The sequence below is a fragment of the Mycoplasma sp. OR1901 genome, assembly GCF_013348745.1.
In the GTDB taxonomy this organism is placed as follows: domain Bacteria; phylum Bacillota_I; class Bacilli_A; order Mycoplasmatales; family Metamycoplasmataceae; genus Mycoplasmopsis.
Window position 1 is genome coordinate 934,138 of record NZ_CP054666.1, and the last position, 22,712, is coordinate 956,849.

12 protein-coding genes and 2 rRNA genes are annotated in these 22,712 nt (G+C 26.3%); 6 read left to right on the top strand and 8 right to left on the bottom strand.

Features of this window, described 5'->3' with window-relative positions:
• Positions 1-18 precede the first annotated feature (18 nt).
• The 5 genes from HTZ87_RS03410 to rrf (HTZ87_RS03430) form a co-directional block, all read right to left on the bottom strand.
• The gene (locus tag HTZ87_RS03410) at positions 19-600 is read right to left on the bottom strand and encodes an FMN-dependent NADH-azoreductase (RefSeq protein WP_174893152.1); all 582 of its coding nucleotides are present in this window, start codon (positions 598-600) and stop codon (positions 19-21) included.
• Between the two features lie 92 nt (positions 601-692).
• The gene (locus HTZ87_RS03415) at positions 693-1,820 is read right to left on the bottom strand and encodes a DnaJ C-terminal domain-containing protein (RefSeq protein WP_174893153.1); all 1,128 of its coding nucleotides are present in this window, start codon (positions 1,818-1,820) and stop codon (positions 693-695) included.
• Between the two features lie 131 nt (positions 1,821-1,951).
• Entirely contained in the window at positions 1,952-3,013 is a 1,062-nt protein-coding gene (locus HTZ87_RS03420; RefSeq protein WP_174893154.1) for a hypothetical protein, read from the bottom strand.
• Between the two features lie 273 nt (positions 3,014-3,286).
• Positions 3,287-3,392: ribosomal RNA gene (gene rrf, locus HTZ87_RS03425) — 5S ribosomal RNA — on the bottom strand.
• A 291-nt stretch (positions 3,393-3,683) separates the two neighbouring features.
• Positions 3,684-3,789: ribosomal RNA gene (rrf, locus tag HTZ87_RS03430) — 5S ribosomal RNA — on the bottom strand.
• A gap of 85 nt (positions 3,790-3,874) precedes the next feature.
• Between rrf (HTZ87_RS03430) and msrB the strand changes: the two genes are divergently transcribed.
• The 6 genes from msrB to HTZ87_RS03460 all read left to right on the top strand — a co-directional run bounded on the left by msrB (position 3,875) and on the right by HTZ87_RS03460 (position 12,090).
• Positions 3,875-4,297: a peptide-methionine (R)-S-oxide reductase MsrB gene (msrB, locus tag HTZ87_RS03435; RefSeq protein WP_174893155.1), complete on the top strand. Its 423-nt coding sequence runs from the start codon at positions 3,875-3,877 to the stop codon at positions 4,295-4,297.
• A gap of 66 nt (positions 4,298-4,363) precedes the next feature.
• Entirely contained in the window at positions 4,364-6,295 is a 1,932-nt protein-coding gene (locus HTZ87_RS03440) for a type IIA DNA topoisomerase subunit B (protein ID WP_174893156.1), read from the top strand.
• Between the two features lie 264 nt (positions 6,296-6,559).
• Positions 6,560-8,491: an ABC transporter permease gene (locus tag HTZ87_RS03445; RefSeq protein WP_174893157.1), complete on the top strand. Its 1,932-nt coding sequence runs from the start codon at positions 6,560-6,562 to the stop codon at positions 8,489-8,491.
• 8 nt (positions 8,492-8,499) lie between these two features.
• On the top strand, positions 8,500-9,426 hold the full coding sequence (locus HTZ87_RS03450) for an ABC transporter ATP-binding protein (RefSeq protein ID WP_254616015.1): 927 nt from the start codon (positions 8,500-8,502) through the stop codon (positions 9,424-9,426).
• A 117-nt stretch (positions 9,427-9,543) separates the two neighbouring features.
• Complete coding sequence (locus HTZ87_RS03455; protein WP_174893158.1) at positions 9,544-10,530, top strand: endonuclease; 987 nt, start codon at positions 9,544-9,546, stop codon at positions 10,528-10,530.
• Between the two features lie 129 nt (positions 10,531-10,659).
• Entirely contained in the window at positions 10,660-12,090 is a 1,431-nt protein-coding gene (locus HTZ87_RS03460; RefSeq protein ID WP_174893159.1) for an endonuclease, read from the top strand.
• 421 nt (positions 12,091-12,511) lie between these two features.
• Here HTZ87_RS03460 and HTZ87_RS03465 read toward each other — a convergent pair whose 3' ends face one another.
• The 3 genes from HTZ87_RS03465 to HTZ87_RS03475 form a co-directional block, all read right to left on the bottom strand.
• Positions 12,512-13,486, bottom strand: coding sequence for a ribose-phosphate pyrophosphokinase (locus HTZ87_RS03465; protein ID WP_174893160.1), 975 nt, complete (start codon positions 13,484-13,486; stop codon positions 12,512-12,514).
• 96 nt (positions 13,487-13,582) lie between these two features.
• A complete protein-coding gene (locus HTZ87_RS03470) occupies positions 13,583-14,533 on the bottom strand; it encodes an ABC transporter ATP-binding protein (RefSeq protein WP_174893161.1) in 951 nt (316 codons plus the stop codon).
• On the bottom strand, positions 14,533-22,578 hold the full coding sequence (locus HTZ87_RS03475; protein ID WP_174893162.1) for an ABC transporter permease: 8,046 nt from the start codon (positions 22,576-22,578) through the stop codon (positions 14,533-14,535). Before HTZ87_RS03475 ends, HTZ87_RS03470 begins: the two co-directional genes overlap by 1 nt.
• Positions 22,579-22,712 lie beyond the last annotated feature (134 nt).

A 22,712-nucleotide genomic window follows, 5' to 3' on the forward strand; every position in this document is an offset into this window, starting at 1 on the left:
AATTTATTATATTAATAATTATAATTTATCAACAATTTCTTTGAATTCTGCAACACGTGATTTTGCGTAAGCAACTGTGTCAGAATCAAGCATACCTGGAACTTTTGTACCGTAAACTTCAATAAAGTTGATTGATTTAGCACCAACAAATTTGAATGCTGAACGTAATCATTGATTTTGAATTGATTCTTTATTAGGAGATTTTGGTCCACCTTGTGAACTAACAATAACAACATTTAAGTTGTTTAATAAACCAACAGGGTTTCCGTCTTTTGATAATTTGTATGAGAATGTTTTGTCAGCAACCGCAATAGCATCAATAAAGTTTTTAACTAATGTAGGAACGTTAAAGTTAACAACTGTTGATGATAATACTAATAAATCTGTTTCTTTTAATTTGTTAATTCATTTGTCTGAATTTACATCTGCTCAATATGTTGCAATATTTGTTTGTGATAAGCTTGTTTTATCAAATTCTGAACCAGATAAATTAACCCTCTCTACGTTGTCTAAAACTTTTTCAAATTCGTTTAATAATGTTGTTGTATATGACCCTTCGTTTGTGAAGAATGCACCATCTAAAAATAATACTTTTTTCATTTAATATCCTTTCGCTTTCTTTTTTTAAATTATACATAAAAAAAAGAAAAAAAGCACTAAAAAGCACTTTTTTATCTATTTTTTAAACTTTTTTATTTTAAAGTATGATTTACTGATTTAACAAACTCAGAATTTGTTTTATCTTTTATTTCTTCAAAAAGTTTGTTAACTTTTTTATTATCAGTTCTACCAAGGTCAGGAACAATAATATTAATTTGAATTCTTAAATCACCTGTTCTTGATGATGTCATCATACCTTTGCCTGGTATTTTAATAATTTTACCGTTTGAATATGTTTTTTTCAATTTGATTCTAGTTGTTCCATGCGGAGTTGGTACATCCACTTCATTTTCCATAAACACATCTATAAACGATACATCAAAATTAAGATATAAATCTAAACCATCACGTTTAAAATATGGATGCTCTTGAACATACACTTGTAAGTATAAATCACCGGGTTGACCACCATTATGACCTTTGTCTCCAAAACCTTCAGCCTTGATAACAAGGTTATTTGAAGCACCTTTTGGAATTGAAATATTAACAACTTTTGTAGTTTTAGTATATTTTTCTCCATTACATAATGTACATTTTTCGGTTATCATTTTACCGCTACCATTACATGTTGAACAAACAACTTTTTGAATTTGTCTTCCAAATATTGAGTTGTATTGTTTTGTCTCAGTACCTGAACCATTACATGTAGAACATGTTTTAAAGGAATTTTTATCTTTTGCGCCTGTTCCAGAACATTGTAAACACAGTTCATACTTACTTAATTTTTCTTTAAATTGAACACCGTTGAAAGCCTCCATAAAACTTATTGTTTTATAAGCTTGTTTGTCACTTCCTTTTCTAGGTTCATTACTATTTCTACGACTTTTTCTAGAACCAAATCCACCGCCGAAAATATTTTCGAAAATGTCTTCAAATCCTCCGAAGCCACCAAATCCACTAAAATCACCTTGATTGAATCCGCCTGCTCCAGCTCTACCTTGAGCAGCATCGGCTCCATACTGATCGTATATTTTTCTTTTTTCATCATTTGAAAGAATTTCGTAGGCTTCATTTATTTCATGCATTTTTTGATCGCTTGTGCCATCTTTTAATTTATCTGGATGGTATTTTTTAGCTAAGCTTCTGTATGCAGATTTAATCTCTGCTTGTGTTGCATCTTTTTTTACACCTAGTGTTTCATAATAATCTTTTTTACTCATATTTAAAATTTTAGCACAATAATAATTTATTTGCTAATAAATATTATAGATATTATCTATAGTTTAAATTTAAATTAAATTTAAATAAAAAACAACAAATGTTTCCATTAGTTGTTTTAGAAATTTTTTAATTATTCTTCTATTGATGACATCATTTTAAAAATTAATACTTGAAGTTCATTGAATGATGCAGTTATATGTAAAATTTTAGAATTTACATTACTATTAATTTCTTCGAATGTTTTTATTAAAGTTTCCTGAATCATAGTTTTAAGCTCTTCAGGCATATTATTAAATTCTGCACTGTTTAATTTTTCAATAACAGGATTACTATTCGATTCGTTACTATTATTTTTTGATAATATTGCAAAAATAGAGTCAATCGCAAAAAGTTTTTCTAATGATGATTTAACATTAGCAACTTTAAGTTCTTTTTCTTTAATAATATTTGCAATTGTTTCTTTTCTTATAAATCCTGTAATATAAGTTTTTATTATGTTATTAATTGCATCTTTATTTATTCAATTTTCAAAAATTTTAGCTTCTAGTTCTTTAATTTTTTCTTCATCTTTATTGAAAGTTGAAAATTCAGTATAAATACTTAATATTTTATCAACATCTAAAATACTTTTTATTAAAGGTAAAATTTCATCACCAATAACATCTTTAGTTTCTTTATAAGTTAATCCAAAACTTTTACTTACTTCAGAAAATATTTCAAGAACATACTTCGAAATCTCAGTTAATTTTCCTTTTACTTCAACATTTTTAATAATGTTGCTCACTATATCGTTATCAAGTATATGTTTAAACATGTTATATTGTACACTCGAAATAACTCATTTATTTTCTGTGTTTTGATGACTAATTACTTTTAATAATTTTGAATTTTCAGGTAATAAATATTCTTCACTATCTTCAACAACGTTTACCGCTTGAATTTCGCTCTTAAATACAGTTAAAACATTATTTACGCTTTTTTCTACATCATTGACTATATTTTTAGATTGTGTAGAAATTTCGGTTTCTAACGCTTTTTTATTTTCTTCCGAATTTTCTGTTTTTTGTTGTTCTTTAGATTTATCATCTACTTCTTTAGGTTGTGCGGGGCTACCACAAGATACAACTGTTGAAAGTCCTGCAATCATAGGAACAACCACTGTTGACCCTAAAATAAATTTAATTTTTTTCATTTTTCTCTCCGATTTTTATTACTATTTCTTTTATTATACCATTAAAGTTTTTCTGATTAACTTTTGACTGAATTTGTAAAAAACATATTTTTGAATTTTTTCATATATCAAACAAAATAAAATATGTGTTTTTAAAGTTACAGAATATCTAAAACAACTATTCGCAAGGTGAATAAATCATTTTTTACTAAAATTATCTTCACTTAAATATATGTAAATTTGTTTTACATTTCAAGCAGCCTTTTTTATGCTTTTTTCTCAAAAAAAGTATAAAAAAAGCAGCTCCCTATTTTCACCATTTGGCTATCGTCGGCGTAAAGAGGCTTAACTACTGAGTTCAGAATGGATTCAGGTGGGCCCTCTTGCTCTTGCTACTAATAATAGTATACACCAAAATTATAAACATAAAAATTTTTTATATGTATTTTTAATGTTCTTTTTATTTCGGTATTTTTGATAAAAAGTATAAATTTAATGATTGTATAAATTCTAAGTGTAAAACAAATTTTTATATTTTATGTTTTTAAAATTTAAAAAATAAATTTACTAAAACAACTATATACAACCAAGAAAAGTCATACTTTAAAGATAATCTTTGTTTTACAATGTATGAAAATTTGTTTTAAACTGCAAGTAAGCTTTTTATACTTTTTTCTCAAAAAAAGTATAAAAAAAGCAGCTCCCTATTTTCACCATTTGGCTATCGTCGGCGTAAAGAGGCTTAACTACTGAGTTCGGAATGGATTCAGGTGGGCCCTCTTGCTCTTGCTACTGATAATAGTATACATCAAATTTTTAAAACACAAAAATATTTTTTATTTTTTTAAATTTAATTATAATTTTTCTCAAAAAAGGAGAAACATGGATAAAAAACTAGATCACTTAAATGAATTGCAATATAAAGTAACTCAAGAAGGATATACAGAAAGACCATTTGATAATCTATACGATCAACATTTTGAAAAAGGTATATATGTTGATATAGTTGACGGAACACCACTTTTTATTTCAACCGATAAATTTGATTCAGGTTGTGGTTGACCAGCATTTAGTAAACCTATTAGTGGTGAAATTATTAAAGAATTAGAAGATAATTCACATAACATGCAACGTATAGAAGTAAAATCAAAAAATGCCGATTCACATTTAGGTCACGTTTTTAATGATGGACCAAAAGAATTGGGCGGATTAAGATACTGTATCAATTCTGCGTCACTTAAATTTATCCCTTTTGACCAAATGGATCAAGAAGGTTATTCAGAATACAAAAAATATGTTAAATAATCTTTAGCATATTTTTTGTATTCTTACTTTATTTAGGTTAAATAAAAAATAACATATAATTTAGATATGATAAAAAATCAGTATGACGCAAATAGTATAACAAAATTAGAAGGTCTCGACCCCGTTAGAAAACGTCCAGGTATGTATATTGGTGGTACCGATGTTTCGGGTTTACACCATTTAGTTTGAGAAATAGTTGATAACGCAATTGACGAATCACTTTCAGGTTTTGCTAACCACATTAAAGTAATTTTACGTAAAGATGGTTCAGTTTTAGTTTCAGATAATGGTAGAGGTATCCCTGTTGATAAGAAAAAAGGTGATACTAAGACTGCTGTAGAAATTGTCTTTACAGACTTGCACGCAGGTGGAAAATTCAATTCTGGAACTTATAAAACTGCCGGTGGTCTACACGGTGTTGGTTCAACAGTTGTTAACGCACTATCAAACAAATTAATTGCAACAATTTCAAGAGATAAAAAGGTTTATAGAACCGTTTTTGAACAAGATAAAATTATCGAAAGAACCCATGTTATAGGGACTTCAAAAGAAAATGGTACAACCGTTGAATTCTGACCTGATTATAACATTTTCAAAAAAGCTAAATTAAACATCCACACAATCTCAGAAAGATTGCAAGAAAGTGCGTTTTTAGTTTCGGACTTAAAAATTGAAGTATCAGACGAAGAATCAGGATTTCATGAAGTATATCAATACAATAGTGGTATTAAATCATTCCTTAATTTTATTAATGACGGAAAACAATATTTAACAAATCCTGCTTCATTTAAGGAAGAAAAGAAAAATATAGAAGTTGAATTTGGTTTCCAATGAACCGATTCATACTCAAATGTTATATTAAGTTTTGTTAATAATGTTAAAACTAGAGATGGTGGTACACATATCAAAGGACTCGAAAGAGGTCTTTTAAAAATAATTAATGAATACGCTCAAAAAGAAGGATACTTAAAAAATAAAGCCAATTTTGAATTAAATGACATCAAAGAAGGTTGAACTTGTGTTTTATCAGTTAAAATACCAGAAAACCTTCTTGAATTCGTTGGTCAAACAAAAGATAAATTAGGTACTCCTGAAGCAATGAGTGTTGTAGAAGATATTGTATATAGAAATATTGGTTTATGACTTTATGAAAATAAATTCCAAATGAACCGTGTTCTAGATAAAATTAAGAACGCTTACGAAATAAGATTGCAACAACGTAAATTAAAAGATGACGCAAGAGTTTCAAAGAAAAAACTTAAAGAAAAAAGTGTTATTAGTGATAAATTAACACCTGCTACTTCAAACAAATCATCTGAAAAAGAACTATTCTTAGTCGAAGGTGATTCTGCTGGTGGTTCAGCAAAAAGTGGTAGAGATCGTAAGTTTCAAGCTATTTTACCACTTCGTGGTAAAGTAATTAATGCTGAAAAAAGTCAAGCACTAGATTTACTTAAAAACGCTGAAATTATTACTATAATCAACGCAATTGGTGCTGGTTTTGGTAACGATTTTGATGTATCAAAATCTAACTATAATAAAGTTATTATAATGACCGATGCTGATACCGACGGTTCACATATTCAAATATTATTATTAACTTTCTTCTATCGTTTTATGAAACCATTAGTTGAAAAAGGGATGGTTTACATAGCAATTCCGCCGCTATATAAGGTTACAAATAAAACTAAAAAAACTATCGAATACGCATGAGACGACGATGATTTAAATAGAATAATAGAAAAACAAAAAAACATTGAATTACAAAGATATAAAGGTCTTGGTGAAATGAACGCTGACCAATTGTGAGATACAACAATGAATCCAGAAACACGTACATTAATAAAAGTTACAATCGATGATGCTAGTTTAGCAGAAAGAAGAGTAAGTACTTTTATGGGTAAAGATGCTTCAAAACGTAAGGTTTGAATTGATAATAACGTTGATTTCACACAAGAAGATATTCAATTTATTGAAAAAATTAAAAACATACAATAATTAATATTTGACGCATTATTTTATGCGTCATTTTTTTAATTTTATATTTTCTTTTAAGCCTATGCAATAAACTTTAAAATACAATTAGTAGCAAAAAAATAATTTTAAGATTAATTAGTTTATTTTTTAATTACTAAAAAATAATATTAAAAATTCAATTTTAAAAAATTTATTTCTATTTATAAAAATGCTTATTTTTAAAATTGAATATTTAAAAGTATTTATAGTGTATAATAAAACGATAAACAACAAACAAGGAGAAAAATGAAACCAATTATAAAATTTGGTCTAAAAACAATTTTTAGATACAAAAGTACAATAATATCAACAGTTATGCTGGTTATCCTACAAATAATCGGTGCAATCATTTGATTAGTACAAGAAAAAGCAAACGCAAATGCAGCGCCTTTCTATCAAGAAGCGTCAACATCAGCATTATACGCGCAATGAATGTTTGGTTGAATTATCATTTGATTTTTATTCATTGCATTTCTTTTAATTAAAAACATATTTTATATGTTTCAAAATGAAGGGATGCAATATATTTTACAATCTAAGCCTATTTCGCGTAAAACATTATATTTTAGTAATGTTCTTACATCGTTAATAGTCACTACAATTCTTAATGTAATAACTACTTTAGTTATAGTTTTAATATCATTAATAAGTAGAGCAATAGTAATTAATGAAGCAATTACTATTGGTAAAATGTTCTTATATCCATTTTATTTCTTTTTAACATTAACATTACTTTCATTTCTTATAGTTTCAATTTCAGCAATTGTTGCTCAAAAAATGAAACAAAAAGGATTTATAGCAGTAACAGCCGTTCCATTACTTTCAATATTTTTTGTTTTACAAACATCTAGTGGTATCGTAACAGCAACAACAAGTCATAAAATGAATGCCGTAAATAGCAGTAGTGCAGGTTCTAAAAAATTCAATTTAGCTTCTAAATATAGTAATTTAGTAGAACAAAATGGTAAGTCAACCAACAACTATATAAAAGGTTACGATACATCATATGTAGCTGTAACCCCATCACAAGAAAAGGATGTTGATAATGTTTTTGATTATAACTTAAACCCTAATAACTTTTTACCATTTTTAGATTTAAGTTTACAATTCAATAACTTATTTGCAACATTCGCAAACGAAAAAAGAGCCCAAGTTTCTACATTAACAAAGGTAGATCAAAGCGAATTATTCAACGAAAACAACTTAATCACAACAAGTGATGGTAAACAATATTACATCTTAAATAAAGATTATAGTTTTAGAAATGTCCAATCAAATGGAGCTACTTTAGGTCCATCATTTAATGATGGTGTAAAAGTTGAAAATACATTAAATTATAAAGATATTAATGCTTTACATGCTATTAAATTTATTTCAAATTCAACAGAGAATATAGTAATTAACCCATACATTATCGTTGATTATAGTGGTGTAGATGTTACTGTATTTAACATAGCAAGTGATGTTAAAAATTATTCAGAAGATAAAATTTTAGCATCATTAAAAGAGTACGAAAATAACATAACTCAATGATCAAAAGAAAACTGAACAGACAGAAGTACATTATCTGATTTTACCAACGAATCATTAAAACATTTCGCAACTCAATTAATTGATCAAATAAAAGCAGAATTAAGCAAAATTGACTTTAACAAATTTGCAAACACACAAAAAGAACAAAAAGATTTATTAACAAAATTAAAAAATTCAACTAGTGTAGACGAATTTATTAATCATATGTTAAAAAATAATAAAAAACCAGAATTTACTAAACCTAATTTTGGTGATCTAGAATCATTAATTCCATCATCATTAAAAGATAAAATTGCTTTATTAGAAAGTAAAATTATTGACGTTAAATTTAATAACACTTCACTCGAAACAGTTGATAATTTAATCAAAAGATCACTTGTATTATTAAATAACATTAATACATTACAAACTTCAGCATTCTATTTACAAAAAACAAATGATTTAGAATCAGTTAAAAATAGCATTGTTGTAAGTTCAAATAATGCAATGTTCACATTTGTTGAAAAAGGTGCTCAAACAATGTATAAAGTTAACAACGTAGACATATTACCATGATATGTAACAATGATTTTATACTTAGGAATAAGTACATCACTGTTAATTGCCGGATATTTCTTAAATAAAAAGAAAGAATTTAGTGTATAGGAGGTATTATGAATAAAATGATAGAATTTAAAAACGTTACAAAAATATTTACTAACACTAAAAAACATAAAAAAGCCCTAGATAAAATTAATTTCACAGTTAAAACTGGTGAATTTCATGGATTTATAGGTGCAAACGGAGCAGGTAAAACCACTTCAATTAGAACTCTTTTAGGATTTTATCCACATTATGAAGGTGAAGTAATCGTAAATGGAATTAATGTTAAAGATGATAATTTTAAAAAGATTTTAGGTTATATCCCTGAAGTTGCAACTTTCCCTAAAACATTTAATGTTTATGAATATTTAATTACATTTGGTGAATTATCAGGTCTTACAAAAGAAGAAGCAACCAAAAAGGTTGATGCTTTACTAAAAGAAATGGCAATCCCAGAAGAAATTTATATCAAAAAAGGTGGCCAATTATCTTCCGGTCAACAAAAGAAAGTTTTATTAGTTCAAGCATTAATTAATGATCCAAAATTATTAATTTTAGACGAACCTGCAGCTAACTTAGATCCTAAAGCTCGTATAGATCTATACGAAACATTAAAAAGATTAAATCAAAAAGGTGTTACTATCTTTATTTCAAGCCATATCCTAAGTGAATTAGAAATTTATATTGATTCATATACAATTATGGAAAATGGTCAAGTAAAAGAAAATACAACTGTTAATAACATAAGACAACAAAATGAAAATAGATTTAAAGTAGTTTCTAATGAAATAAATAAAATTAAAGAATTTATTTTAACATTAAACGAATCTGACTATACATGAGAATTAAACGACAATACATTATTAATAAATTCAACAAAAGATATATTTAAAAAACTTGCAACTCAAATTATAAATAATGATTTTGATTTTGAATATATAGGAAAAGATAATAAATCACTTAACGAATTATATTTCAACGCATATAATGCGGAATAATTAGTTTAAACACAATCGAATGGTTGTGTTTTTTACTATAATTCTTCACTTTTTGTTATTTTATTCGAAGTTAAAGCATATACATAGTATAATAAAAGTAAGAAAAAGAGGAGATAAATGAAATTTAAAAATATATTTAAATTAATCGGTTTAACACTTGCGACATCAAGTTTACCGATTATTGCTATATCATGTAATGATGCTACACAAAAAACAGAATCTGGTAATGGTTCAAATGCAGGTTCTTCAACAGGAGCCGGAAATAATTCAGGAAATTCCGCAACAGTTGACTTATCAAAATATGTTTACGATGCAAGTAACAACTATTACGCAAGTGCTGATGGTTTATCTGGTCAAGCATTATTAAAAGAATTAACAAAAATTCAAAAATCACACTTAAGCGGAATCGGGTCATACAATGATCTAAAAAGACTTTATGGAAGTACAAACGCTTTTAAAGATATTTATTTCGAAAAAGATAATACTTTATTAGATGTTTACTCAGAAAATCCTGATGGAAAAGATCCTTATACATTTAGAAACTACGGTACAGTTGGTGGTCGTAATGAAGGTGATGGAACAAATAGAGAACATATGATTCCACAATCATGATTCAATAAACAATCACCAATGAGAAATGATGGTCAATTTGTTTGACCTACTGATATTAAAGTAAATAACATGAGAAGTAATTTCCCACACGGGATTGTAAAAAGTATTGACGAAACATCTAGAAATGGTTCTAAACTAGGAACAGATAATAGTGGTCAAACAGTTTTTGAACCAATTGATCATTTTAAAGGAGATATTGCACGTACATACTTATATTTTATAGCTACATATAATGATAAAAACGTACGTAATGGTAACAGTATCTTTACAACTTCATTCCCTTATATTGAAAGTAAGTTTTTAAACATATACAAAGAATGAGATAAACAAGATTCAGTTGATATTTTTGATATAACTAGAAATAACGAAACTGCTAAATATGAACAAATGAGAAACCCATTCATTGATTACCCTAATTTATATGAAAATATCTTTGGTGAAAATCCAAAACCATTTAAAAACAAAGGTGTTTTAGTTAACATTAATAATTAATTAAATATATCATAACCGCATAACCATGCGGTTTTTTATTTAAAATAATTGTTATATTTTAAAATTTAAGATTTGTTACAAAACTAAATGAGTAGATAGTATAATACTCTCGAGAAAAAGAGGAGATAAATGAAATTTAAAAAAATATTTAAATCAATTGGTTTGACTTTAGTTATTTCTAGTTTACCAATTGCTTCTTTATCATGTAATGGTATAGATGAAAAAATAAATAGAAAAGATGAAAATACAACTAATTCATCAATTGAAAAGAACGAAAACATAATTGAAAATATCGACAATAGTAAAAAAGACAATAAAATAGAGAGTAATACTAATGTAGATTCAATAGAAAAAGAAGATAGAAATAATTCATCTGATAGTGATGTTACAAACAATGAAATTAACAATGATTCAGAGGACAATGTAAATAATAACGTAAACGATTCTGATGAATCCAAAAATCAAAGTACTAACGATTTGGATACAAAAGATGAAAGTAGTGATTCCGTCAAAACCGATCAAGTCGAAAGTGAAAACGAAGATAACTCATTAGATAATAATGAAGGTGAAAGTGTTGTTAAAGATGATCAAAATAATGAAAAAGACGGAAATAATTCAACAGGTAATACTGAAGACGGAAATACACATCAAAATGATCAAACTAGCGAAAAAGAAGACGGTATAGAAAGTAATGATTCAAACGATCAAAATGAAGGTGTAAATGCGCAAGAAAACAATTCAACAGATTCATTAAAATATATTTATGATATCGAAAATAAATACTATTCTAGTGCGGATGGATTATCAGGACGAGAGTTATTAAATCAATTAACAAGAATTCAAAAATCACATTTTAAAAGCATAAAAGGATACGATCAGCTAAAAAACTTTTATAATAAAACAAACGCTTTTAGAGATATTTATTTCGAAAAAGATAACACTATTTTAGATGTTTATTCTGAAAATCCTAGCGGAATAGATCCGTATAATTTTGAAGATTACGTAACTAACGGTGGACGTAGAGAAGGTGATGGAACAAATAGAGAACATATGATTCCACAATCATGATTTAATAAACAATCCCCAATGAAAAGTGATGGACAATTTGTTTGACCTACTGATATTAAAGTAAATAACATGAGAAGTAATTTTCCGCACGGTATTGTATCAAACGTAACAAAAGTATCTAAGAATGGCTCTAAACTAGGTAGAAATAATAGAGGAAACACTGTTTTTGAGCCTGTTGATCAATTTAAAGGCGATATAGCACGTACATACTTATATTTTATAGCTACATATAACGATAAAAATATACGTAATGGTAATAGCATCTTTACAACATCCTTCCCATATATAAACGAACACTTTTTAGAAGTATATAAAATTTGAGATAAACAAGATTCGGTTGATATTTTTGATGTGACTAGAAATAATCAAACAGCAAAATATCAAAAAATTAGAAATCCGTTCATCGATTATCCTGATTTATATGAAAATATATTTGGAGAAAATCCAAAACCTTTTAAAAATAAAGGGGTTTTAATTAAAATTAATCAATAATACGTTTCATACGTATTATTTTTTAAACTAATAAAACAAAAAAACTATAAATACAAACAAATATGAAAAAAATATTTTTTTTAGTTTTTTTTATAAAAATGTTATATAATAATTTTCCAAGCCAATTTAGGGGTTTGGTGCAAATCTAACTAATCTTACATATACAATATAATAATTAGTTACAGTTATAATTTAAAATATATTAGTTTTTCTTTCTTGTTTATTTTTAAAGGTCAATACTCTCTCTTTCTCTCCTTTATAAATTTCAAAATATCATAATTAAAATTATTATTACTCTTTTTCCTTAGTTTCAATTAGTTAGATTTGTGAACAATACTTACATTACATTAATAATAACTCCTTTAATTAGGAGTTTTATTTTTATCAAAAAACTCACTTTTTATAAAGTGAGTTTTTCTCATTACATTTTTGAAATTTTTGTTCTGTAATCTTGATAAATTTGTGAAATGCTTTCATCTTCAAATGAAGCTTTAATAACTTTAGATAAGAATTCTGATAAAGAAATAATTTCTAATTTACTAAATTTAGAAGCTAATTCATAGTTATCAATACTGTCTGTAATAATTACTTTTTCAACATTAGGGTTGTTTTCAAACATCTCAAAACCTTTTGTGAAAATACCGTGTGTTGCGGCAACAACAACTTTTTTAGCACCGTTTTCTTTTAATGTATCAACTGCTTTTAAAATTGTTCCACCTGTATCGATAATATCATCAATAATAACAGCGTTTCTATTTTCGATGTTACCTAAAATACCCATAACTTCTGTTTTATTAACATCTGTTCTTCTTTTGTCAATAATACAAATTTGAACTGTATCAGCGATTAGTTCAGCTAATTTTCTAGCTCTAACTGTACCACCATGATCCGGTGAGACTACAGTAAATTTTTCCTTCATATTTTTTAAAGCCATAGCGATTGGGTATTGACCTTTTAAATCATCAACAGGGATATCAAAGAATCCTTGTATTGATGGGTTATGTAAGTCTACACAAGTAATTTTTGTTGCTCCGGCTGTTTGTAATAAGTCAGCCATTAATTTAGCACCAATAGGTTGTCTACCACTAGCTTTACGGTCTTGTCTTGCATAACCGTAGTAACTTAAAACTATATTAATTGATTTTGCACTAGCTCTTTTTAATGCATCGATAAAGAGTAATAACTCCATCATGTTTTCGTTTACAGGTCTACTTGTACTTGCAATAACAAAAACATCTCTATTTCTTACTGTTTGACCAGGAACAAGCATTGTTTCTCCATCGGCATAAACAGTTCTTTCAACTTTAGAAAGAGGTAACTCTAATAATTCAGAAACTTTGGTTGCTAATTTAGTAGAATTATTCATTCCAAATAATACACAATCTTTTTTATTCATTTACTTCTCTTTTCTTTTTTGTTTAATATAAATATATTTTACAACTAAAAGCAAAAAAATAGGCACAACTTTATGAAATAGTTGTGCCTATAAGTATTATTCTTTTCAATCTAATAAGTTAGGATGTGTAGGATTACTGTTAATAGTTTCACCTGTTATTTTACCGTTTCTAACATGGATAACTTTATCAGCAATACGTTCAATGTATTGGTTGTGAGTAACCATAACGATTGTTATTCCGTATTTTTTATTTATATCATATAAGTAACTTAAAACTAATTTAGTAGTTTTATCATCTAAAGCACCTGTAGGTTCATCAGCAAAAATAATATCTGAGTTTTTAGATAGAGCTCTTAAAATAGAAATACGTTGTTGTTGACCACCTGACATTTGAGAAGGATATTTATTTTTAACATCTTCCATATCAAAATCTTTAAATAATTGGTCTATATTTAATCTTTTATCTTTATCTTTTTGTAAGTAAGCACCTGTTTCTACGTTGTCATAACCTGATAAATTTTGTAGTAAATTATAGTTCTGGAAAATGAAACTAACATTTTTTCTTCTGAACAATGTTAATTGTAAATCGTTTAAATATGGTAAGTTTGTATCACAAACTATAATGTTACCACGTGAAGGACGGTCTAGTCCACTAATTAAGTTTAATAGTGTTGATTTACCTCCTCCGGATTTACCAAAAATCATTACGAATTCACCTTTATTTATGCTTAAAGAAACATTTTTTAAAACTCTAGTAACTGTATTACCAGAAAGGTAATATTTACTTACATTTCTAACTTCGATGATTTTACCAGGATCGTTTTTTAATGTTTTAAATTCATCTTTTGGTCTTCTTCTATTTGCAGCTTTATTTAATTTTCTAGCAATAGATCTATCAACAATCATTTTAGTACTGTTTGTATCTGAATCAAGTACTTCAAAAACATTTTTTCTATTTATTTTTTGATTTAAATCTTTTTTAGAAACAACAACAGGTTCAACGTTGTTTACTTCTGTTGTAATTTCTTGTGTATCTTTATCAGTCATTATTTTCCTTTCAGTAAATCGATAGCTTTTATTCTATTTATATTGAACCATGATAGTATAGCGGTTAACATGAATATACCTAGCACAACGCTACTTGTTAATAATATATTTAATGGAGATAACACCAGCGGAATCGAAATAGAAGCGGCTGTTGTTAAGAATGATGTAAATACCACCATCATACCAAAAGCAATTGGTAGTGATATTAAGATAGATACGATAATAAACGGAACGTAAATACCAAAGAACATCTTAATTTTTTCTTTACTGTTATATCCTAAGATTGATCATATAGCAATATTTTTCTCGTTTTCATTAATTAAAATTGTTGAAATAATAATTAATATTATTATTGAAATAATGAAGCTCAATGCAGCAACAATTGTAACAATTGTTTGTACTGTTTTTGCAATATTTAATGTAAATGATACTTCAATTTCTTTTGAGTCAATTGTATATGCTGAAGCTACAAAAAGTTTATCTTCGAATATGTTTGCAAATTTTTCAATAGAACTTGCAGCATTATTTTCTTTTATGTTTTTATAAGCTAACGCAAAGTTATCTCTTTCCTTATTAAATGTAGGATCTAAGAACTTCATAATATCATAAATATCATATCCTAATGATACCATAGCACTATCTGTTTTATTATTTGGTACAACTTCTTTTGTAGCAAATATACCGTCAAACATATCTTTTAAATCTTGTGCTGTTAAAGTTTTAGTTGAAAATGAACTTGCACTTGGTGAATATCCACTTAGTGAATATAGACCTGCTGATCATAATAATTGAATAGGTAGTTTATGTTTAGATAAAATACCATTAAATTTATAATCTTCTGGATTTAGTCCTGCAACGGATGAATTATTTCCTGCTGAATTTATTTTTTCAAATTTAGTTTCAACTAATTTTGAAATTCCAGTGATCTCATCAGCTGCTCTTTTTGGAATAATAAACTCATTATTAATGTATGTAGGGTTTATTGCAATAACTTCAAATTTATAACTATTATTTGGTTTTTCAACTTCAACACCTAACAATTCGTTTAATTTATATGAATATCTATCTGTTCTATTTAAAACTTCTAGATCAATGATATCTCCTACATTTAATTTATATTTACCTTTAGAAACATAGTTAATAATTAATGGTATAGGTTTTGTAACATCTCTACCTCTAGTTTCATAAACTTTATTTATATCTACAAGTAGATTTTTATTATTTTGATCTATTATTTTGATTTGTTTACTATCTTCTTTATATCCATAAAGTTTAATTTTTTCTTCATCTAGAATACTATCTACATATGTATATGTTTCATCAAATCTTTTATCTAAATAAATACCATTAAATGAAACCATAAAATCAAAGTTCTTGTTGATTTTGTACATTTTGTTATAAGCATCTACTAAGAATTGACGATACTCATCTCTATGTTTTGATGTAGTTATATTTTCGTGTGAGTAATTCTTTTCAGATTCATTTCATCTCATGAAGTAGAATTTACCTTTTATAACATCATTATTATCAGGAACATATAAGAAGAAATTGTTTACACCATTTTCTCTTGTTTTATCAATGTCAATTTTTGGTGTATCGTTTTTATTTACTTTTTCTTTAAATACTACATTTTCTTGAGTTAGCATTAACGCATAACCAACACTATCGTGTGATTTTATAACTCTTGATTTTTGTGAGTCAGGAAGTGAGTTGTAAACCACTTCAAATGGGTTTATAGAAATAGCAGAATCAACAGAAATATTAACTGAGAATTGTGTTATTAAGTGTCCATCAAACGGATGTGGATTACCGTTTTTATCTATTCCATCCTTATTAATGTTTATTTCTTGAGAAATACCGGGTTTAAAGTAATCGGCATTATATGAGTTAATTTCTTTTACATCACCTACTGGTACATAAATATTATTACCAATGTTTTGTGGGTCAATGCTATTAATTGGTCCACCTTGATCAGTTGGTGAAAGTAAATCGAATTTATAATTGTATGATCTGTTTTTATAAGTATTTTGTATAGATTTTTCAAACACGCCAAATGTTGCGAAACCAAATGTTGTTGTTATACTTGCTAAAACAACACTAACACCAAATGAAAGTAATTTTCAGAAACTATTTATGACTAAAGAAGCACCAAATTTAGTTTTAACACTTCTTCCTTTAAATAGTGAGATATATTTTTTGTAAAATTCACCAGTATTTAATTCTACAATTCCAGACATTAAGTCTATTGATTTATATCTTAATGAACGTAATGATATTGTAATTATTAATAATGACATTGCTATTAAAGGAACTACAATGTTTACAATTAATGAAACAGGTGAAAAGTCTAGTGTTTCGATTGGAATAGTTCAATAATTTTGAAGTATTTTTAACGAAACTGATTGCATCATAAATCCAGTTAGATAACCTAATAAATTACCTGTAAAGATTGTGAAGAAAGCAAACACAACCATAGATGCAGAAATTTCTAAAGAAGTATAACCTTGAGAAACTAAAATACCAATAACCTTGTTTTTGTTTGAAATATATCTTTTAATAATAAACACAACAGAAACAACAACAAGTGTTATTAATATAACTAAAAGAATTGTAGAAACTCTAGAAACAGAATTAATAATTAATTCAATAGCGGTAATTCTAATGCTACGTTCAGGGTTAATTGGATCAAGTTCGTTATATAAGAATACTCTTTGTAATTCAACTGTATTATCAATTTTTGATTGGACAAATGTTTCTAATTCTTTTTTAAGTTCATTGTGGCTTAAACCACTAAGTTTAACATCATTTCTAATTGTTAAGTATTCTTTGACTAAGTTACCTGCATTAGCTTTTCTAATTCTGTCAAAACCTTTGTCATTTACATAAACAATAGCTTGGTCTTCAACATTTAATTGAATGTTGTTTTCGTCTTGAATTGGGTATAGATAGTCAAATGTAATATCGTCGCCAACAATAATGTATTTTGAACCATTAATGTTTAATAAATATTTCTCAGGAAGTGTTTCAACTAGCTCTAATAATTCAATCGGATCTTTTGGAATTAATCCATTATATATTTCTTTATTATTTCTTGATAAGAATGCATAATTAACTTTTGCTAAATATGATGAAGGCTGATCAAATACTAATATATTATCAATTTTAGTTAACGAAGTAATTGAGTTAACTAGTTTAAATATATCGTCAACTAAATTTAATTCAAAAATATTATATAAATCAGGATTCTTATGTGTTTTGTTAATTAAATCAACAAATAAATCGTTATCTAAAGCAATACTATATGTTAAATCACTTTCGATAGTAGGTATAATAATATTTTCACTAAAGAATGAGTTAATAAATTTGTATGTTACTTCTTCACCTTTAGATATCAATTCTTCTAAATCAATTGTTTTGTTGATTAAAAAGTAACCTATGTTTGAGTTTGTTAAAGCTTCTGAGCTTCTACTTACGTCTGTTAATAATCATAAAACAACTTGAGGGTATTTTAATGTTAATAATGGATTTATTAATACGTCTGAAATACCGATTTTTTCAATTGAATTGAATTTGTATTCTGAATTTAATGCTTTATCTATTTTATTAATATTTGCATAAAAGTCTTTATTTGTAAAAATGTTATGAATTAAATTATTAACAACTATTGAGTGAACATCTTTATATTGAATATTTACTCCATCAATTTGTGTTGTTTCATCATTTAATTTTGAATATAACAGAGATGCACCGATGTATGATGCTTGTTGTGATAATAAAAATTCATTTTGTTTAAAGTAATCTTTGAATTCAGGGAATTCTGAAATTAAATTTTTAAATAATTCATTTTTATATACACCATTTTCTTTTGCGAAGAGTTCTTCATTTATTTTAAATGAATCAGAAAGACCTTTTGTTATACCAAATTTAGTTTTATTAGCTAAAACAATGTTAGAGTATGGTTCGAATAATTTAAATGAATTTACATATTCTAAAAGTTGTTCATTGTTAAATGTTTCAAGTAATTTCTCTGCAAAGAGAATTTTTCTATCTAAACTAATATTATTATCTAAATTAAATATGTCAAATCAAACTTTAAATATAGGATAGAAATCTTTTAAATAGTCAAAAGTTCCTTGTTTTGCTTTGATAAATTTACCAAGGGTTTTTGAAATTAAGTTATGAATAAAGTTTTTATCTATGTTTTCATAAAATGCATAGAAGTTATATAAAGATGAAATTGAATCATTGAATTTTGAATTTATTAAATCTTGTTTGTTATATTCAAAAGAAGTAATGATGTCGTTTCAAACTTTAACTCTATTTTTAAACTCGTCACTTGTAATGTCAGTTTCTTTATTTCAATCTAAAATAAAGTTAGCAACGTTTTTCTCACCACTAGTAAGTTTTTCTCACTCATCTACTTGGTTATTTTGCACTTTCTTAATTAAACTAAGAGCGTTATCAAAATAACTATTTCCTTGTGCAGGAGCAGTTTTATTTGAAGTTGTCTCAGAACTAGATTCATTTGAATTTGTTGACCCGGTATTTACACTTGAAGGGTTTAATAATGAAAGTAAATCAAAGTAATCTAATTTATCTGGATCGCTTGATGGAATGATTAAAAATTCATTTTCATCTATTTCTATACTTGAACCTTTAAACGAAAGGTTAAGCATATTAGCTATTTCAGTTTTAATACGTTTATTTGATCCCGGTAAATGGAAGAAACTCTTTAGAACTGAATAAATAATATCTGATGTATTTAATGATCCTGCTGTGTAATATCTTGTTGTTTCAACATAATCATCAAATAATTTGTTATATTCTTTACTTTTTATATCAAATGGAAGTACTTTTATTTTACTTTCCATTGTTTCGATAAATACGTTTAGGTCAAATAATTTAATAAAGAATTTAAGACCGTTAATTGTGTTTTCGAAGTTTTTTTCTTCTTTATTATTGTTGACATCTATTATTTGTAATAAATCTAATATTTGAGAAGGTATATTACCAAATAAGTTTTTAGATAATTCTTGTATAAACTCTTTATTCTTTAATAACGTTGTATCTAAATTGTCTAAAAGGTTGATTAAACTTGATTTAAATAATTTTTGATCAACTGATTTTAAAAGGTTGATAACAATTTCAAAAATACTTAATTTTCTATGTCTTAAGATTCCTTTTTCGTCTTCAATACCTTTATTGTATTTAGTATCAAAGAAATCTTGCATTTGATCAGTAAATTTAATGAAATCTATAGATTTAACTAAGTTAATAATATTATTGATAAATACTATTGGGTCTTTTGAAATTTTAGCTAATAACGATGTGTTTATAACTTTGTTAATATTAAATTGTGAGAATAGTTCAAATAGATTGAATAATTTACTTAATTCAGTTGCTACATATTCTTTTCTTGTTTCTTCTGGTTGACTTAATATATATTCTTTTGATTTTTCAAAAATATCAATTATAAATTTCTTAAAGTAGTCACCTTTAGGGTTATGAGACATAACATAGATACCATCAAGTAACATTTTAGGTAATACAATTAAATTAACCTCACCGCTTGAGAAAATCTTAGCAAAATCGTTTTTATCAAATGCTATTTGGATAGCTTTTGTAAACGCATAAATTGTTTCTTTTTGAACAAAACCTTTTCTAACTATATCTGTTTTAAGGAAGTTCTTTTCAATCTTTTCAACAGCTAATTTAAGAGTATTTTGAGTTAATGCTTGGTTTAAACTTTCTGTTTCTGGTCCTCTGAAACCAAAAGGTACATAAACATTATTTTTATAGTTATGCGAAATTTCAGCTCAAACATCTTTGCTTAACTCAACTTTTAAGGTTAAACTATGTTTTCTTAAAAAGTTTAGGAAGTTTTCCATTAGAATCATTCCATCTTCAGAATATTCATCAGTATATTTAGAATTGATTCATCTTGTTATTTCTTGTTTTTCATTATATTCTGGAGTTAATAGATTAATAATATTATTATTGTTGTTTTTAGCTAAAGAGATACCTATCCCAGAAAATTCATTATATTTAGTTATTGGTAAATTATTATCGTTTCTATAATGTGCAAGTTTATAAACTTTTTGTTTTACGACTTTAACTTCATTATTAAATTTATCAACAAAAACTACATTGTCAAAAGAAAAGTCAGGACTGATGTAATCGTTGTGAGGTAAAACGTTAGAGAATGATTGATTTATAATTTGGTTTGTAACATAAGGTGATATTTCTTTTGTTCTAAAGTACTTAGCTATATCTTCTGAAATATCATTAATTTGTGTAGGGTGTTTCTTTTCATTAACAAGTAAGTTGTTGTTATTTTGAACACCATCAATAGTTCTATTAGAATCTCCTAAGTTTACAAAGTGGTAAACTTTTTTACCTTCATTATCGTTAAATGAATCAACTGTTATAGATTCTCTAATACCTATATTTTGAGCAGTAACTTTTCTTTCTGCGAAATTGTATATTTCTTTTTTAACAATATCTAAAGCACCATCTTTGATTTTTTTAATTGAATTCTTTGCTAAATCTTTATCGGTTAAAGAAGCATAAATATCATTATTTAAAGTTGGTATATGTTCAATTTGTAAAATTGTTTTGTATTCTCTTGAACTACCAAAACCTCTAAAGTCATTACCAAAAAGAGAGAACTTAAAGTTTTTAGGTTGTAAAGTAGTATTTGATAAAGTAATGTTTTTTGTATTCATTTCATCATATGAAATGTTTGGATATTGTTCACTAACTAAAGTTGCTTTGTCAGATAATTTTACTTCACCATTATCATTATAATAATTTGAGCTATAAAGTAATATTTCTTTATTTCAATATGAGAATTGTTTAAACTCATCTGGTAGTTGACCATTATTTTCGAACATTAAGCTTTCAACATAACTTTTATAAGCACCACTTCATTTATCAATGTTTTCATCAACAAATGTTGTTTGGTATAACTTTCTATTATAAAATGTTTTTCTAGTTAATTTAACTGCTCATTCAAGTGGAATTATATATTCTTGACCTTTTTGGAAAGTCATTTTTTCTTTCGTAAAATATTCTTTTTCTTCGTCTCCAAAAACACTTGAATATTCAACGTTGTGTTTTAAAGGTGTTGAATTATATGAATTTTCTTCTTCTGGCATATCATATAATTTAGGTGTTAAAGTTTCATCAATCACATACGCAAAGTCACTGTTTTCTGATTTTTTAAGCCCTAATAATTGAAGTGTCAATTCTTTGTCTAATCTAATAACTTGAACCGAATCTTCCCACTCATCTTTTTTAAGTATGTCAAAAGTCATTTCATGTGTTACAGGGTTAATGAATAATGATTGTAATTGAGAGAATAGATAACCGTCAGGGTTACTTGAAATTAACAATACATCTGATAAAGTGTATTGTTTGTCAAAAGTAAAAGGAGTAGTTTTGTTGATTATATCGCCTTTTGTTGATAAGACAAAATTACCGTTTGTATCAACGGTATATAAAGGATATGTTACATTATTTTTAAAAACTAATTTTTTATCATCAGCAGAATAATCTAAATATAATAATTCTTGTTCGTCATTAGATAATTCAGGATTATAACTATTAATTAAATTTTTGAAATCACGTCCTAATAAATATTTATTTTTTAGTTCGTCATTTATTTGATCATTTCTAAAGTTGCCTAACTCAATATAATTTTGATTAATTAATTCAAAATTAATAGCATTACCTTCTTCGACTGAATTCTTTTCTTCATATCTTATTGGTTTATCATAATCTGAACCACCTTCAGCTTTTGTTAATCCATTAATAAAATAACCATCATTAAAAGCAGTCCCGTTAGTTGGTAAATTTAAATCAACAGTTAAATCATGTTTTTTAGAAACTGTTTGATATTTTTCGAATTGTTTTTGAATACCTTTTGATGTATCGTTTAACATCGTAAAAATTGTTGAAGTTAAGAAAATAAGTATTGTTAAACCCGCTACAGTGATTTTATTTTTAAATAGGGATTTAAAAACTTCTCTAAAAAGTTTAATCATATCTCTCCTTTAATATTGATAATATAAATTATATATATTTTTTTAATAAATTTTAGAACAATAATGGGGCACAAAAAAAGAGGCACCAAACCTCTTTTATTATTCTTTTTTAACTTGTATATAGAGAGATAAGT